This window comes from Corynebacterium sp. A21 (assembly GCF_052266655.1).
In the GTDB taxonomy this organism is placed as follows: Bacteria; Actinomycetota; Actinomycetes; order Mycobacteriales; family Mycobacteriaceae; genus Corynebacterium.
Genome location: NZ_JBQPQY010000008.1, coordinates 106,614 through 123,097, shown reverse-complemented (window position 1 = coordinate 123,097; position 16,484 = coordinate 106,614). Strand labels below are relative to the sequence as shown.

At 61.3% G+C, this 16,484-nt stretch carries 9 protein-coding genes; 1 reads left to right on the top strand and 8 read right to left on the bottom strand.

Annotated features, from left to right (window positions below; all coding sequences use genetic code 11):
• Positions 1 to 176 precede the first annotated feature (176 nt).
• From tuf to rpsL, 4 genes are all read right to left on the bottom strand, one after another.
• Positions 177 to 1,367, bottom strand: coding sequence for an elongation factor Tu (gene tuf, locus ACTU46_RS11990; protein ID WP_443381977.1), 1,191 nt, complete (start codon positions 1,365 to 1,367; stop codon positions 177 to 179).
• A 334-nt stretch (positions 1,368 to 1,701) separates the two neighbouring features.
• Complete coding sequence (gene fusA, locus ACTU46_RS11985; protein WP_443381987.1) at positions 1,702 to 3,825, bottom strand: elongation factor G; 2,124 nt, start codon at positions 3,823 to 3,825, stop codon at positions 1,702 to 1,704.
• A gap of 307 nt (positions 3,826 to 4,132) precedes the next feature.
• Positions 4,133 to 4,600: a 30S ribosomal protein S7 gene (gene rpsG, locus ACTU46_RS11980; protein ID WP_443381975.1), complete on the bottom strand. Its 468-nt coding sequence runs from the start codon at positions 4,598 to 4,600 to the stop codon at positions 4,133 to 4,135.
• Positions 4,601 to 4,603: 3 nt separating this feature from the next.
• Positions 4,604 to 4,975 carry a 30S ribosomal protein S12 gene (gene rpsL / locus ACTU46_RS11975; protein WP_443381973.1) on the bottom strand — a complete coding sequence of 124 codons (372 nt, stop codon included), beginning with the start codon at positions 4,973 to 4,975 and terminating at the stop codon, positions 4,604 to 4,606.
• A gap of 323 nt (positions 4,976 to 5,298) precedes the next feature.
• On the opposite strand from rpsL, the gene ACTU46_RS11970 reads away from it, so the two are divergent.
• Entirely contained in the window at positions 5,299 to 6,045 is a 747-nt protein-coding gene (locus tag ACTU46_RS11970; protein WP_443381972.1) for a DUF1707 SHOCT-like domain-containing protein, read from the top strand.
• 117 nt (positions 6,046 to 6,162) lie between these two features.
• Here ACTU46_RS11970 and ACTU46_RS11965 read toward each other — a convergent pair whose 3' ends face one another.
• The 4 genes from ACTU46_RS11965 to ACTU46_RS11950 all read right to left on the bottom strand — a co-directional run bounded on the left by ACTU46_RS11965 (position 6,163) and on the right by ACTU46_RS11950 (position 16,289).
• Positions 6,163 to 10,167, bottom strand: coding sequence for a DNA-directed RNA polymerase subunit beta' (locus tag ACTU46_RS11965; RefSeq protein ID WP_443381970.1), 4,005 nt, complete (start codon positions 10,165 to 10,167; stop codon positions 6,163 to 6,165).
• A gap of 143 nt (positions 10,168 to 10,310) precedes the next feature.
• Positions 10,311 to 13,811, bottom strand: coding sequence for a DNA-directed RNA polymerase subunit beta (rpoB, locus tag ACTU46_RS11960; protein WP_443381968.1), 3,501 nt, complete (start codon positions 13,809 to 13,811; stop codon positions 10,311 to 10,313).
• A gap of 287 nt (positions 13,812 to 14,098) precedes the next feature.
• Complete coding sequence (locus ACTU46_RS11955) at positions 14,099 to 15,067, bottom strand: DUF3068 domain-containing protein (RefSeq protein ID WP_443381966.1); 969 nt, start codon at positions 15,065 to 15,067, stop codon at positions 14,099 to 14,101.
• Between the two features lie 160 nt (positions 15,068 to 15,227).
• Complete coding sequence (locus ACTU46_RS11950) at positions 15,228 to 16,289, bottom strand: NAD(P)-dependent alcohol dehydrogenase (protein ID WP_443381964.1); 1,062 nt, start codon at positions 16,287 to 16,289, stop codon at positions 15,228 to 15,230.
• Positions 16,290 to 16,484 lie beyond the last annotated feature (195 nt).

The following is a 16,484-nucleotide window of genomic DNA, read 5'->3' as shown; positions in this document are numbered from 1 at the left end:
TCGAGACCTAAACGTCAAACCCCAGGTGGACCCCTGACCCCTGAACCCCTAGACCCCCCAGAATCCCCCGAACTCCCCGAACCCCTCAAGCAAACAAAAGCGGGCCCGGAGGAAAGTTCCTCCGGGCCCGCTTCAGGCTGTCAGACTAGCTGAGCTCTGACGGTTAGATCATCAAATTACTTGGTGATCTTGGTGACGCGGCCAGCGCCGACGGTGCGGGAGCCTTCGCGGATAGCGAAGCGCAGGCCCTCATCCATGGCGACCGGCTGGATCAGGGTGACGGACATGTCGACGTTATCGCCGGGCATGACCATCTCGGTGCCCTCCGGCAGCTTCACGACGCCGGTGACGTCGGTGGTGCGGAAGTAGAACTGCGGGCGGTAGTTATCGAAGAACGGGGTGTGGCGGCCGCCCTCGTCCTTGGACAGGACGTAGACGGAACCCTCGAACTCGGTGTGCGGGGTGTAAGCGCCCGGCTTGATGATGACCTGGCCGCGCTCGATGTCCTCGCGCTTGATGCCGCGAAGCAGCAGACCACAGTTGTCGCCGGCCTCGGTGTAGTCGAGAAGCTTACGGAACATCTCGATACCGGTGACGGTGGTGGTGGTGGCCTTCTCCTTGATGCCGATGATCTCGACATCCTCGTTCACCTTGAGGGAGCCACGCTCGACACGGCCGGTAACGACGGTGCCGCGGCCGGTGATGGTGAAGATGTCCTCGACGGGCATCAGGAAGGGCTTGTCCATCTCGCGAATGGGGTCCGGAACGGAATCATCGCAAGCCTGCATGAGCTCCAGGATGGCGTTGGTCCACTTCTCTTCGCCGTTCAGGGCGCCCAGAGCGGAAATGTGGATGATCGGAGCATCTTCGTCGTAATCCTGCTCTGCGAGCAGCTCACGAACCTCCATCTCCACGAGCTCGATGATTTCCTCATCGTCAACCATGTCGCACTTGTTCAGGGCAACGAGGATGTAAGGAACGCCAACCTGGCGAGCCAGCAGCACGTGCTCGCGGGTCTGCGGCATCGGGCCATCGGTAGCGGCAACCACGAGGATTGCGCCGTCCATCTGAGCAGCACCGGTGATCATGTTCTTGATGTAGTCGGCGTGGCCCGGGGCGTCAACGTGTGCGTAGTGGCGCTTCTCGGTCTGGTACTCGACGTGAGAGATGTTGATCGTGATGCCACGCTCCCGCTCCTCCGGCGCCTTATCGATGGCGTCGTAGGCGAAGGACTCGTTGAGGTCCGGGAAAGCGTCAGCCAGAACCTTGGTGATGGCCGCGGTGGTGGTGGTCTTGCCGTGGTCAACGTGACCAATGGTACCGATGTTAACGTGGGGCTTGGTACGCTCGAACTTCGCCTTTGCCACTGTATGTCCTCCTGGACTTCATGGTGGCTACGACTTTCGCAGCCACGTGGTGTGATGGTGCCAATTCTGCTGCCCACTAGCGTGAACAACCGTCATGACAATTTTAAAATGTGCCAGTTACATGATCCTAGATTTATGCCGGCAAATTTTCAAACCGCGAACACCGTCCGCAGTCTTCGATCTACCCGCGAGAATCCGGGAATACCGGAGGGTAACGGCCGACTCAGGACTCACCAATCTGTGGTGATTCCTCAGTAGGCCGCTACCCCCAGGCTGCCCTTGTCTCCGACTCTGGCACAACTTACCGGAGACAGGGGCGGGGGTTCGACAACCCTTAGGCGCCGGTGCGCTCCGCGATGATCTCTGCGGAGACAGAAGCCGGAACCTCAGCGTAGGAGTCGAAGACCATGGAGTAGTTTGCACGACCCTGGGTCTTGGAACGCAGGTCACCGACATAGCCGAACATCTCGGACAGCGGAACCTTAGCCTTGACGATCTTGGCGCCAGCGCGGTCTTCCATTGCGTTGACCTGGCCACGGCGGGAGTTGAGGTCGCCGATGACCTCACCCATGTAATCCTCCGGGGTGGTGACCTCGACGGCCATGAGCGGCTCAAGCAGGACCGGCTTTGCCTTGGCAACGCCTTCCTTCAGCGCCTGGGAACCAGCGACCTTGAAGGCCATTTCCGAGGAGTCAACGTCGTGGTAGGCACCATCAAGCAGGGTGGCCTTGACGTTAACCAGCGGGAAGCCGGCAAGGAAGCCGTACTGCATGGCGTCCTGGATACCAGCGTCAACGGAGGGGATGTACTCACGCGGAATACGGCCACCGGTGACGGCGTTCACGAACTTGTAGGTGGCAGACTCGCCTTCCTCCAGCTCGTCAGCCTCCGGGGAGTAGGGCTCGAAGGAGAGGATCACCTTAGCAAACTGACCTGAACCACCGGTCTGCTTCTTGTGGGTGTAGTCGACCTTCTCAACGGCCTTACGGATGGTCTCACGGTAAGCCACCTGCGGGTCACCGATGTTGGCCTCGACCTTGTACTCACGACGCATCCGGTCGACCAGCACGTCGAGGTGCAGCTCGCCCATGCCGCCGATGACGGTCTGGCCGGACTCCTCGTCCAGGTGGACGGTGAAGGTCGGGTCCTCTTCCGAGAGCTTCTGGATCGCGAGACCCAGCTTCTCCTGGTCAGACTTGGTCTTGGGCTCAATAGCCACCTGGATCACCGGATCCGGGAAGTCCATGGACTCCAGGATGATCGGGTTAGCGGAATCGCAGAGGGTGTCACCGGTGGTGGTGTCCTTCAGCCCGATGAACGCGTAGATGTTACCGGCGTGAGCAACGTCAACCGGGTTCTCCTTGTTGGCGTGCATCTGGAAGAGCTTGCCGATGCGCTCCTTCTTGCCCTTGGTGGAGTTCAGCACCTGGTCGCCCGGCACAACCATGCCGGAGTACATGCGAACGAAGGTCAGCTTGCCGAAGAAGGGGTGCGCCGCGATCTTGAAGGCCAGCGCGGAGAGCGGCTCGGAGTCGGCCGGCTTACGAACCAGGTCCTTGGTCTCGTCCTTGACGTCAACACCGTGAACTTCGCCGATGTCCAGCGGGTTCGGCAGGAAATCAATGACGGCGTTGAGCAGGGGCTGAATACCCTTGTTCTTGTAGGCGGTGCCACAGAAGACCGGGTAGATCTCGGAGTTGACGACCATCTTGCGGATGGCGCCCTTGATCTCCGGGATGCTCAGCTCTTCGCCACCGAAGAACTTTTCCATCAGTTCGTCATCGGACTCAGCAACGGTCTCGAGCATCTTCTCGCGATACTCCTTGGCCTTGTCCAGGAGCTCAGCCGGGATCTCCTCGACGGTTGCCTCGGTACCGATCTCGGTCTTGCCGCGCCAGGTCAGGGCCTTCATTTCGAGAAGGTCGATGACGCCCTCGAAGTCATCCTCAGCGCCGATCGGCAGCTGCATGACCAACGGCTTGGCGCCGAGACGATCGATGATGGTGCTGACGGTGTAGTAGAAATCAGCACCGAGCTTGTCCATCTTGTTGATGAAGCAGATACGCGGCACATCGTACTTGGCAGCCTGACGCCAGACCTGCTCGGACTGGGGCTCAACGCCCTCCTTGCCGTCGAAGACGGCGACCGCGCCATCGAGCACACGCAGGGAACGCTCAACCTCGACGGTGAAGTCAACGTGACCGGGGGTATCGATGATGTTGATCTGGTTGTTGTCCCAGAAACAAGTGACCGCAGCGGAGGTGATCGTGATGCCACGCTCCTTCTCCTGCTCCATCCAGTCGGTGGTGGAGGCACCGTCGTGGGTCTCGCCGACCTTGCGGTTGATACCCGTGTAGAACAGGATGCGCTCGGTGGTAGTGGTTTTACCGGCATCGATGTGTGCCATGATGCCGATGTTGCGGACCTTGGTCAGGTCGGAAAGCACTTCTTGTGCCACAGTCATACCCCAACTTAATGGTTAATGGGAGTTCATGGCTGGACCATGAACGCCGACGACGGATAGTTCTCGTTCAATTTTGCCACTGATCTGTCCATAAGGCAGTACCAGAACCAATATTTCCGGTCTGACCTTAGCCTATCTGTGGCTTCTCGCACTATCGGGAATGTCACACTGAACTAGAGCGTGACTCCCAGAAAGCACAATGACCCAACCACTGCCTTCCCAATCCCTACAGCAGACTGCCACAAAGCCGGCGTCGCTGCGGGGAGCGGGAGGAGAGGTAGGGTCACAGGCATGCGATTGACTACCAGCGGTAGTGGGCGAAGGCGCGGTTGGCCTCAGCCATCTTGTGGGTGTCCTCGCGACGCTTCACGGAAGCGCCGAGACCGTTGGAGGCATCCATGATCTCGTTAGCGAGACGCTCAATCATGGTGTTCTCACGACGGGCGCGGGTGTAGGTGACCATCCAGCGCAGTGCCAGGGTGTTGGAGCGGCCCGGACGGACCTCAATCGGCACCTGGTAGGTGGCGCCACCAACGCGGCGGGAGCGGACCTCGAGGTCCGGGCGGATGTTGCCCAGAGCCTTCTCGAGGGTACCGACCGGCTCGATGCCGGTCTTCTCGCGGCAGATCTCGAGGGCACCGTAGACGATGCGCTCGGCGGTGGACTTCTTGCCGTCCTGAAGGACCTTGTTCACGAGCTGGGTGACCAGTTCGGATTCGTATACCGGGTCCTTGACAACGGGACGCTTCGGAGCTGCATTCTTACGCATTGATTACTGTCCCTTCTTGGCGCCGTAGCGGGAACGGGCCTGCTTGCGGTCCTTGACACCCTGGGTGTCGAGGGAGCCACGAACGATCTTGTAACGGACACCCGGGAGGTCCTTCACACGACCACCGCGGACGAGCACCATGGAGTGCTCCTGCAGGTTGTGGCCTTCACCCGGAATGTAGGCGGAGACCTCAATGCCGGTGGTGAGCTTCACACGGGCGACCTTACGCAGTGCGGAGTTCGGCTTCTTCGGGGTCGTGGTGTACACACGGGTGCACACGCCGCGACGCTGCGGGGAGCCCTTCAGTGCCGCGGTAGCGGTCTTCTGGCTCTTATCGTGGCGGCCCTTACGGACCAGCTGCTGAATAGTTGGCATGAACCATGCTTTCTTCTGATAGATCGGCAATCCGGCCGGGATTGCCGACCGAGCTTGAAGATTCTCTGTTCGCCTGCGCACGTCCTGGAAAAATGACTTCCAGTAGAACGCGCGAAACCCAGTCAGCCGCTCTCGCTGGCCTACCGGGGAAAATTCAGGCTCCCACCATTGAGACGTGGGACTGTTTTGTCAGAGTACAGCAGCCATAGCCATACACCAAAATTCCTGGTTCTACCGAATGCGCCTCCCAAACACCCCCACACCCCCGAAAATCAGGGTTTCCCCCCTCCCAACGGCTCCCGCCGCCCGATAGCATGAGTGATATGACTGACATTTCTGGCCCAGTGGAGCCCTCCCAACCCATCCGGAAACTTGCCTCCGATGAGGATCGCCAGCGGGTGACCAACGAACTGTCCGCAGCTTTGGGCCGGGGCCAGCTCGATTTCGCGGAGTTCGACGAGCGTTCCACCGCAGCCTGGGCCTGCCGTTACCGGGACGAATTGATTCCCCTGGTCGCCGATGTCCACGATGATCCGCAGGTCCTGGCCGGACTGAAACCCCCCAAGCCGGCCTACCCCACCGCCGCCATACCGGCGCCTTTTGAGGGCCACTCACCGGCCGGTTCCCCCTCCCCCGTCCGTGGCCTTCTCAGCCCCCGACAGGCGGTGGATCTGGTGCGCAGCCGGATCACCGGTGAGAGCACGGGTTCGGGATTGAGCGCATCCGTCATGGGTGGTGCCGTGCGCAACGGTGATTGGCTGGTGCCCCGGATCCACACCACCATCACGGTGATGGGTGGCAATGATATCGATCTGCGGGAGGCCCGCTTCGAGTCCGGTGAGATCGAGATCAGGGCCTTCGCACTGATGGGCGGCATCGGTATCACCGTTCCCGAGGGCGTCCGGGTGATCTGTGACGGCTTTGCGCTGATGGGCGGTTTCGATGCTGCCATAGATAAGAAGGCCACGATCCGCCCGGCCGATCTTCCGCCGGATGCCCCGGTCGTCCGGGTCACCGGCTTCGCGCTGATGGGTGGGATCGGCGTGATCACCAAGCCCCGCGGGGAGTAGTTCTCCGCCGCTTATCGACGACCCCCGCGACGTCGATAAGCAGCCGGGAACGCCGAAGCCCCTGCCACCTTCCCGAGGGAAGGTGGCAGGGGCTTTCAGCGTGGAACTCGGGCGAGCTTAGTAAGCCTCGTCCAGCGGCACCGAGGGGCCGGTGAACTCGCCGTAGCCATCGTCGCCGTAGATCGAATCACCGTAGGTCGGGATCGAGTAGGCGGCGTTACGGGCAGCCTCGGTCGGCTTCACGGAGATGTTGCGGTAACGGGAGATACCGGTACCAGCCGGGATCAACTTACCGATGATCACGTTCTCCTTGAGGCCGATCAGCTTATCCGAACGCTTGTTGATGGCAGCGTCGGTGAGCACACGGGTGGTCTCCTGGAAGGAGGCCGCCGACAGCCAGGACTCAGTTGCGAGTGAGGCCTTGGTGATACCCATGATCTCGGAACGCAGCTCTGCCGGCTGACCGCCAGCGGCCAGCATCTCAGAGTTAGCCACCTTCGCCTCCGAGAGATCCACCAGGGTACCCGGCAGGAACTCGGTCGAACCGGAGTCGATGACGGTACCGCGACGCAGCATCTGACGGATGATGATCTCGATGTGCTTATCGTGGATGGCCACACCCTGGGCGCGGTAAACAGCCTGCACCTCGTCGATCAGGTGCTGCTCCACGCCACGACGGCCGAGAACCTCGAGCACGTCATGCGGGTCAGCCGGACCACGCAGCAGGCGGTCGCCCACCTCAACGTGATCGTTCTCGACAATGGTGCGCTCAATCATGGCACCCGGGTTGGAATCCATGGGACGACGCACCTGGGCCAGGCCCTGACGCTTCGAGAGCTTCTCGAAGATGACATCGTCAGAACCATCATCCGGGGTAACGGTGAGGGTCCAGAAGTTGCCGTCATCCTCCAGGTGAACGGTACCGGCGACCGAAGCGATCGGGGCACGGTTCTTGGGAACACGGGCCTCGAAGAGCTCCTGGACACGCGGCAGACCGCCGGTGATATCGCCACCGACACCACCCTGGTGGAAGGTACGCATGGTCAGCTGGGTACCCGGCTCACCAATGGACTGCGCGGCGACGATGCCGACAGCCTCACCGATGTCGACCAGCTGGCCGGAGGCCATGGACTTGCCGTAGCACTTGGCACAGACACCGGTCGGGGTCTGGCAGGTCAGCACGGAGCGGACCTTAGCCTCGCCCACACCGGCCTCCACGAGGAGGTCAATGTTGAGCTCGTTGAGATCGGAACCCTGCGGGAGGATAACCTCACCCTCGGAGTTCTTGGCATCGGTGGCCAGCACACGACCGGAGATCGAGGTCTCCACCAGGCTGTGGCGGACGTATCCGGATACCGCACCGGTGGCGTCGCGACGTGCCTCTGCCACCGGGACGCGCACACCCTGACGGGTGTTGCAGTCATCCTCGCGGACGATGACGTCCTGCGCCACGTCCACCAGACGACGGGTCAGGTAACCCGAGTCAGCGGTACGCAGAGCGGTATCGGCCAGGCCCTTACGGGAACCGTGGGAGTTATTGAAGTACTCCAGCACCGACAGGCCTTCACGGAAGGAGGTCTTGATCGGTCGGGTGATGTACTCACCACGGGAGTTCACGACCATGCCCTTCATGCCGGCCAGGGTCCAGATCTGACGCATGTTACCGGCGGCGCCGGACTTCACGATCATCGGAATCGGGTTGTCATCCGGGTACAGGTTCTCGACGGCCTGACCGACGGTGTCGGTGGCGTCCTTCCACAGTTCCACGAGACGGTCATAACGGTCACGCTCGGTGAGCGCACCCTTGACCCAGTACTTGTGCTCGATCTCCTGGGCCTCGGCCTCATAGCGGTCGAGGATCTCATCCTTGTTCGGGAGGACCAGAACGTCAGACATGGAGATGGTGACACCGGAACGGGTTGCCCAGTAGAAACCGGAGTCCTTCATCTTGTCCATGGTCTGCGCGACCGTGATCATCGGGTACTTGGCGGCGAGATCATTGATCACGTCACCGAGCAGGATCTTGTCTTCGCCGCCACCCTTACGGACCATGACGCCCTCAAGGTACGGGTAGTTCCACGGCAGCAGCTCGTTGAACATGACACGGCCCAGGGTGGTGGCGGCGGTCCAGGTCTGACCCTGCTGCCAACCATCCGGGAACATCGAATCCTCGATATCCGCCGGCGGACGCAGGTGCGAGATACGCACCTGGATCGGAGCCTGCAGACCCAGCACACCAAGATCGCGAGCCATGATGGCCTCGGCGACGGTGGAGTACACGCCCTGTGCCGGACCGTTCTCGTCGGCCGGACGGAAACGTCCTGCGCCACCGAGCTCGGTCTCATTCTTGTCCATGGTCAGGAAGTACAGACCAGTGACCATGTCCAGACGCGGCATCGCCAGCGGCTTACCGGACGCCGGGGAAAGGATATTGTTCGAGGCGAGCATCAGGATGCGGGCCTCGGCCTGGGCTTCAGCGGACAGCGGCAGGTGAACTGCCATCTGGTCACCGTCGAAGTCAGCGTTGAAGGCTTCACAGGCGAGCGGGTGCAGCTGAATAGCCTTACCCTCGACGAGCACGGGCTCGAAGGCCTGGATACCCAGGCGGTGCAGGGTAGGTGCACGGTTCAGCATCACCGGGTGCTCGGAGATGGCCTCCTCGAGCACGTCCCAGACCTCGGGACGCTGGCGCTCGACCATCCGCTTGGCGGACTTGATGTTTTGCGCGTAGTCGTTCTCCACCAGACGCTTCATGACGAAGGGCTTGAACAGCTCCAGCGCCATCAGCTTCGGCAGACCACACTCGTGCAGCCGCAGCTGCGGACCGACGATGATCACCGAACGGCCGGAGTAGTCAACACGCTTACCCAGCAGGTTCTGACGGAATCGACCCTGCTTGCCCTTGAGGAGGTCAGACAGCGACTTCAACGGGCGGTTACCCGGTCCGGTGACCGGACGGCCACGACGACCATTGTCGAACAGGGCGTCCACGGACTCCTGCAGCATGCGCTTCTCGTTGTTCACGATGATCTCGGGGGCACCGAGGTCGATCATGCGCTTGAGGCGGTTGTTGCGGTTAATCACGCGACGGTAGAGGTCGTTCAGGTCGGAGGTGGCGAAACGGCCACCGTCGAGCTGAACCATCGGACGCAGCTCCGGCGGGATCACCGGGATGCAGTCCAGGACCATACCGGCCGGGTCATTGCCCGAGCGCTGGAAGGCCGCGACGACCTTCAGGCGCTTGAGGGCACGCATCTTCTTCTGGCCCTTGCCGTTGGCGATGACATCACGCAGTATCTCAGCCTCGACGTCGAGGTCGAAGTTGCGAATCAGGGTCTGGATAGCCCCAGCGCCCATGCCACCGGTGAAGTAGTCCTCGTAGCGGTCGATCAGCTCGGAGTACAGGTTCTCATCGATGATCATCTGCTTCGAAGCCAGCTTGATGAAGGTCTGCCAGATCTCCTCGAGACGCTCAATCTCGCGCTCAGAGCGCTCGCGGATGTGCTGCATCTCCTTGTCCGCGGCGTTCTGCACCTTGCGACGGGCATCTGCCTTGGCGCCGGCGGCCTCGAGCTCTGCGAGATCTTCCTCGAGCTTCTGGGCGCGCTCAGCGATATCGGACTCTGCCTCAGCCTCAACGTCCTTCTTCTCCAGCAGCATTTCAGCTTCCAGAGTGGTCTGGTCGTTATGGCGTGCTTCGTCGTCAACACCGGTGATGATGTTGGCGGCGAAGTAGATGATGCGCTCCAGGTCCTTCGGAGCAAGATCCAGCAGGTAGCCCAGACGGGACGGGACACCCTTGAAGTACCAGATGTGGGTGACCGGAGCGGCGAGCTCAATGTGGCCCATGCGCTCACGACGCACCTTGGACTTGGTCACCTCAACGCCACAGCGCTCACAGATGATGCCCTTGTAACGGACGCGCTTGTACTTACCGCAGGCGCACTCCCAGTCACGGGTGGGGCCGAAGATGCGCTCGCAGAAGAGGCCGTCCTTCTCAGGCTTGAGGGTACGGTAGTTGATGGTCTCCGGCTTCTTGACCTCGCCCTTTGACCAACGACGAATGTCGTCGGCGGTAGCGAGTCCGATGCGGAGCTCGTCGAAGAAGTTGACGTCGAGCACGTAACTCCCTTTCCTCCCGGGACCCCGGGAGATTGATGGCGTTTAAGAAATAACGGTGGTTATGCGCTCGCGGTGTGGGGAAGCTGACCGAAGTGAATCCGGACTACTCCCCCAGGCCGCGAACCGGGGTGCCCTTGTGGCGGTTATGCGATGTCCGCGTCGGAACGCTCATCGCGAGACAAGTTGATGCCCAAGGAGGCGCCAGCCTGATCGAGTTCATCATCATCGGTGCCGGACAGTTCCATCGGAGTGCCGTCAGCGGAGAGAACCTCCACGTTCAGGCACAGGGACTGCAGCTCCTTGAGGAGAACCTTGAAGGACTCCGGAATACCCGGATCCGGGATGTTCTCTCCCTTGACGATGGCCTCGTAGACCTTCACGCGGCCCACCACGTCATCCGACTTGATGGTCAGCAGCTCCTGCAGGGTGTAGGCGGCGCCGTATGCCTGCATCGCCCACACCTCCATCTCACCGAAGCGCTGTCCACCGAATTGTGCCTTACCGCCCAGCGGCTGCTGGGTGATCATGGAGTACGGGCCGGTGGAACGAGCGTGAATCTTCTCGTCAACCAGGTGGTGCAGCTTCAGCATGTACATGTAACCCACTGAAACCGGGTACGGGAAGGGCTCACCGGAGCGACCGTCGATCAGCGTGGTCTTTCCGTCCTCATCAACCATGACGTCACCGTCGCGGTTCGGGAGGGAGTTGGCCAGCAAGCCAGCCAGCTCCTTGTTGGAAGCACCATCGAATACCGGGGTGGAGGTCAAGGACTCCGGCGGAACCTCATAGAGATTCTCAGGGAGAGTCTCAATGAGTTCGGCGTTCTTGGGATCTGCCGGGTCAACCTTCCAACCCGAAGCGGCGAGCCAGCCGAGGTGGATCTCCAGGACCTGACCGATGTTCATACGACGCGGCACGCCGTGGGTGTTCAGTATCATGTCGACCGGGGTGCCGTCAGGCATGAAGGGCATGTCCTCAGGAGCCAGGATCTTACCGACGACGCCCTTATTGCCGTGGCGGCCAGCAAGCTTGTCACCATCCTGGATCTTGCGCTTCTGTGCGACATAAACCCGGATCATCTCATTGACGCCAGGCGCCAGATCATCATCGTCCTCGCGAGAGAAACGTCGCACGCCGATGACCTTGCCGGTCTCGCCGTGCGGCACACGCATGGAGGTATCGCGCACTTCGCGGGCCTTCTCACCGAAGATGGCACGCAGCAGTCGCTCTTCCGGAGTCAGCTCGGTCTCACCCTTCGGGGTGACCTTACCGACCAGGATGTCGCCATCGCGGACGTCAGCGCCGATGCGGATGATGCCGCGGTCGTCGAGATCGCGCAGCACGTCCTCAGAGACATTCGGGATCTCACGAGTGATTTCCTCGGCACCGAGCTTGGTGTCGCGGGCATCGATCTCGTGCTCCTCGATGTGGATCGAGGTGAGGATATCATCCTCCACGATCTTCTGGTTGAGGATGATCGCATCCTCGTAGTTGTGACCTTCCCAAGGCATGAACGCAACCAGAAGGTTGCGGCCCAGGGACATCTCACCGTTGAGGGTGCCGGGACCATCGGCCAGAACCTGGCCGGCCTCGACACGATCGCCGAGGCTGACCAGAGGCTTCTGGTTGTAGCTGGTGCCCTGGTTGGTGCGCTGGAACTTCCGCAGCATATAAGTGTCGCGGATGCCGTTATCATCCATGATGGTGACGAAGTCAGCGGAGACGTTCTCCACCACACCGGTCCTGGTGGAGATCACCAGGTCGCCAGCATCGTAGGCGGCGCGCAGCTCCATGCCGGTGCCCACATAAGGGGCCTCGCCACGGATCAGCGGCACAGCCTGCTTCTGCATGTTCGCACCCATGAGGGCACGGTTGGCGTCATCGTGCTCCAGGAAGGGAATCATCGCGGTACCGATGGAGACCATCTGACGCGGCGAAACATCCATGTAGTCGATCTCATTGCCGGGAACGACCTGGATATCACCGTTCTTCACGCGGACGGTGACCATATCCTCGGCGATGTTGCCCTCGGCGTTGATCGCAGTCTTAGCCTCGGCCACCACATAGCGGTCCTCTTCATCAGCGGTCAGGTAATCAACCTGATCGGTGACCGCACCATCGACGACGCGACGGTAGGGGGTTTCAATGAAGCCGAAGGCGTTCACCCGGGCGTAGGAGGAGAGGTTTCCGATCAGGCCAATGTTCGGGCCTTCCGGAGTCTCGATCGGGCACATACGTCCGTAGTGGGACGGGTGCACGTCTCGGACCTCAATGCCGGCGCGCTCACGGGAGAGACCACCCGGTCCCAGTGCAGACAGACGACGCTTGTGGGTCAGACCCGACAGCGAGTTGTTCTGGTCCATGAACTGGGACAGCTGCGAGGTACCGAAGAACTCGCGGATAGCTGCAGAAACCGGACGGACGTTGATCAGCGAGGTCGGGGTGATCGACTCCGCATCCTGGGTGGTCATGCGCTCGCGCACGACACGCTCCATACGGGTCAGACCCAGGCGAACCTGGTTCTGGATCAGCTCACCGACAGTGCGCAGACGACGGTTACCGAAGTGGTCGATGTCATCGACACCCACCGGAATCGTCTCGCCGGTCGGCGAGACCATGGAGCGCTCGCCGGCGTGCAGGCGAACCAGGTACTCCAGGGTGGTGGCGATATCCTCTTCGGTCAGGGTCAGCAGACCCTCGTTGTCGCCGCCCAGGCCCAGCTTGCGGTTGACCTTGTAGCGGCCCACCTTCGCCAGGTCATAGCGCTTGGGGCGGAAGAAGGAGTTGTCGAGCAGGGACTGCGCGAGATCGCGGGTCGGCTGCTCGCCCGGACGCTGCTTGCGGTAGATCTCCAGCAGCGCCTCGTCGGTGTTGGCCACACCATCGGACTCCAGAGTCGACATCATCAGCTCAGAGAAGCCGAAGCGCTCAGTGATCTGCTCGGTGGTCCAGCCCAGGGCCTTCAGGAGAACAGTCACCGGCTGACGACGCTTACGGTCGATGCGGACACCAACGGTGTCGCGCTTATCGACGTCGAACTCCAGCCATGCACCGCGGGAAGGGATGACCTTCACGGCGTGCATCGGACGCTCGGTGGACTTATCGATCGACTGATCGAAGTAGACACCCGGGGAACGGACCAGCTGCGAGACAACGACGCGCTCGGTTCCGTTGACGATGAAGGTACCCATCTCCGTCATCATCGGGAAGTCACCGATGAAGACAGTCTGGGACTTGATCTCCTGGGTTTCGTTGTTGATGAACTCAGCCGTCACATAGAGCGGGGCCGAGTAGTTGATGTCCTTGTCCTTGCACTCGTCAATGGTGTACTTGACGGGTTCGAAACGGGGCTCGGACAGCGAAAGAGACATGTTGCCGGAGTAGTCCTGGATCGGGGACAACTCCTCGAGAATATCCTCAAGCCCGCTGGCGACGCGGGCATCCGGGCCGAGCTCCTCCTGCTTGCGGATACGCCACTCGGGCGTACCGACGAGCCAAGCGTAGGAGTCACGTTGCAGGTCAAGGAGACCCGGAACGGCGATGGGCTCCGAAGTTTTCGCGAAAGAGAATCGCTTAGGAGCCCCGGGGATTTCGGCCACTGACTTGGTCTGGCGGGAGACTGCCAAGATGGGTCCTTCCAGCACCTCACGCGGACGGTGGTCTCCTGGACTGAAACCACCGAAACCGCTGGTAATTTAGCATTCGGTCTGCTGTGGAGCCGCCGCCCCCAGATAGCACAAAATCACCTTGTCAAATCGGTTTTTGCAAACCGTTGTGATCAAGGTTTCCTCTGCTACCGGGGACGAGGTCCAGCGCAACAAACCAGCCTATACCACATCAGACTGAAAGTAAAGAGACAACGCGAACTCAAACATTACTCACCCGGGGTGAGCCAAGTGAACCTGTTTCCGTTCGGGACTGTACCACCTGGCTAGTCCCGCCGAGAATCTCGACTTCCGAAAATCCCGAATGATCCCACCAGGCCGAGGAGTATCAGCAGGCCACCGACTCCGACGACGATCCACCGGATGAGCTGTGCGGTCGCCTTCTCCGGCACGTCTTCTGCCTGCGCCAACCGCTGGGTGACCTGCTCCGCCGCCATCTTTCCGTCGAATTCGAGCACTGTCTCCCGGGGCTCCCCCGCCGCGTTGCCGTAGTAGTCATTGACAGTTTCATGGATGTCCATTATCAGCCCGGAATTCTGGTCCACGAAGAAATCCCGCTGCGCCTCGTGGAAGAGATAGCCCGGCTCAGTGCTGCCGTCCTCATTCTCGAAATCGGTGGTGTTGAAGACACCGTTCCAGCGCTGCGCCACATTCTGCGGCTCGATCTCCTGACGGTAGCGGTAGACCTTCTGCCCCTCCATCTCCAGCTCTTCCTGGAACACCGCCGGATAGGTATCACGCAGCGTCTGGTCGAAAACCTCATAGGTGGTCTGTTGGGCATCGGAGGGGAACTTAATCCACACGCCGTCGATCTCGACCTCCTTCGTCGGGGAGGCCAGCTGATCGGTCACGGTGGCCGCAGTCTGTGCCTCGCCGGTGAGCCGGTCAATTCGGTAGTTCCACACCTCAGCGGTAATCAGCCGGTCCAGATCAGACTGCTGGCTGTCCCGGGCCAGGGAGGCACCCACCCTCACCGTGGCGGAGTCGGCATCCACGGGATTCTGGATCTCCATGTGCAGCTGACGGGTCACCGGAGACTCCAGGACACGTCCCCCGGGGTCGGACATCAGTCGAGTGCTGGCCTGTTCATCGGTGATGCTGAAGGTGGTTTCCTTCAGGTCCATCGGAAGTCTGCCGTCAACGTGGAAGAAACGTGGCGCCAGAAGTCCCGCAACGACCAACGCGCCCCCGAGGCCGAGGATGAGTACGGAAAGGATTCGGGACTTCGGAAGCATGGGACAGATGTTACCGCAGGCTGCTGAATACGTACGGAAGGCCACGGGTGAGGCGCAGCCGGACATCAGGCTGGCCACCACCCACCGTCAGGCGCCGCCGGCCGGCGATCACCCTGCGGAGGTTCCCAGCTCCACCAGCTACCGCCCTGACTGCCTTAATCTAGACAGCCGGCACATCTGCGAAGGTCTCGGTGTCAATGACGAAGCGGAATTGCACATCACCGGCGACAACCCGGTCATAGGCTCGATCAACTTCAGTGACACCGATCTTCTCGATGCGGGCAGCCAGGCCATGCTCTGCACAGAAGTCCAGCATCTCCTGGGTTTCGCGGATACCACCGATATTGGAGCCGGTGAGCACCTTGCCACCACCGATCAGGGCACCGAAGCCGACCGGCTGCTGTGCCGGCGGAAGGCCCACCACGGCCATCACACCCCGCGGCTTGAGCAGACCCAGGTAGGCGTCCACGTCGATATCGGCGCTGATGGTGTTGAGGATGAAGTTGAACTCGCCGCGGTGGGCCTCAAAGAATCCCTCCGCCGAGGTTGCCAGGGTTCGGGCAGCGCCCAGTTCCGCAGCCACCTCAGCCTTGCGCAGACTACGGGAGAGCACGGTCACCTCGGCGCCGCGGGCCGCTGCGATCTGTACCCCCATGTGGCCCAGGCCGCCGAGCCCCATCACCGCCACCTTGTCCCCGGGTTTAATGTCCCAGCGTGCCAGCGGTGAGTAGGTGGTGATACCGGCACAGAGCAGGGGCGCGGCGACGTCGAAATCGAGTTCCTCCGGGATCCGGCAGAGGAACTTTTCATTGACCACGATCTTCTCGGCATAACCGCCCTGGGTGATGGTGCCGTCGACGTCGAGGGAGTTGTAGGTTCCCACGTTGCCTGCGAGACAGGCCTGCTCCTCACCTGCGAGGCATTCCTCGCATTCCCCACAAGAGTTGACCATGCAGCCCACGCCGACGCGGTCGCCCACCTTGAAGGCGGTGACCTCGGCGCCGACCTCGGCAATCACACCGGCGACCTCGTGCCCCACGGTCAGCGGAAAGTGCGCTTCCCCCCACTCATTGCGGATGGTGTGAATATCACTGTGGCAGATGCCGGCGGCTTTGATGTCGATGACGATGTCATCGGCACGCGGTGTCCGACGCTCGATGAGCTTGACCTGGAAGGGGGAATCGGGGCTGATTTTCTGAAGGGCTTTAACGGGGAAATTCATCTGCCCCACCCTAGACCCCCAGGCAAATTGCGGCAATCAGATCCTGCGCGGTGGCCTGGTCCGCGAGCGAATCGCTCGTTGCCTCGATAAGCGGGGCTGAGTACCGAGGGTCCGGGATTCCCCACTCCTCCAGTCGGCACCCGCCCGATATGCTGAGCCACCGACGGTGATCTACCGGCACAGAGCTAGCGCTGA

Coding starts and splice junctions, on each gene's coding strand:
- rpsG (WP_443381975.1), bottom strand. CDS start 4,600: ATGCGTAAGAATGCAGCTCCGAAGCGTCCCGTTGTCAAGGACCCGGTA.
- rpsL (WP_443381973.1), bottom strand. CDS start 4,975: ATGCCAACTATTCAGCAGCTGGTCCGTAAGGGCCGCCACGATAAGAGC.
- ACTU46_RS11970 (WP_443381972.1), top strand. CDS start 5,299: ATGACTGACATTTCTGGCCCAGTGGAGCCCTCCCAACCCATCCGGAAA.
- ACTU46_RS11955 (WP_443381966.1), bottom strand. CDS start 15,067: ATGCTTCCGAAGTCCCGAATCCTTTCCGTACTCATCCTCGGCCTCGGG.
- ACTU46_RS11950 (WP_443381964.1), bottom strand. CDS start 16,289: ATGAATTTCCCCGTTAAAGCCCTTCAGAAAATCAGCCCCGATTCCCCC.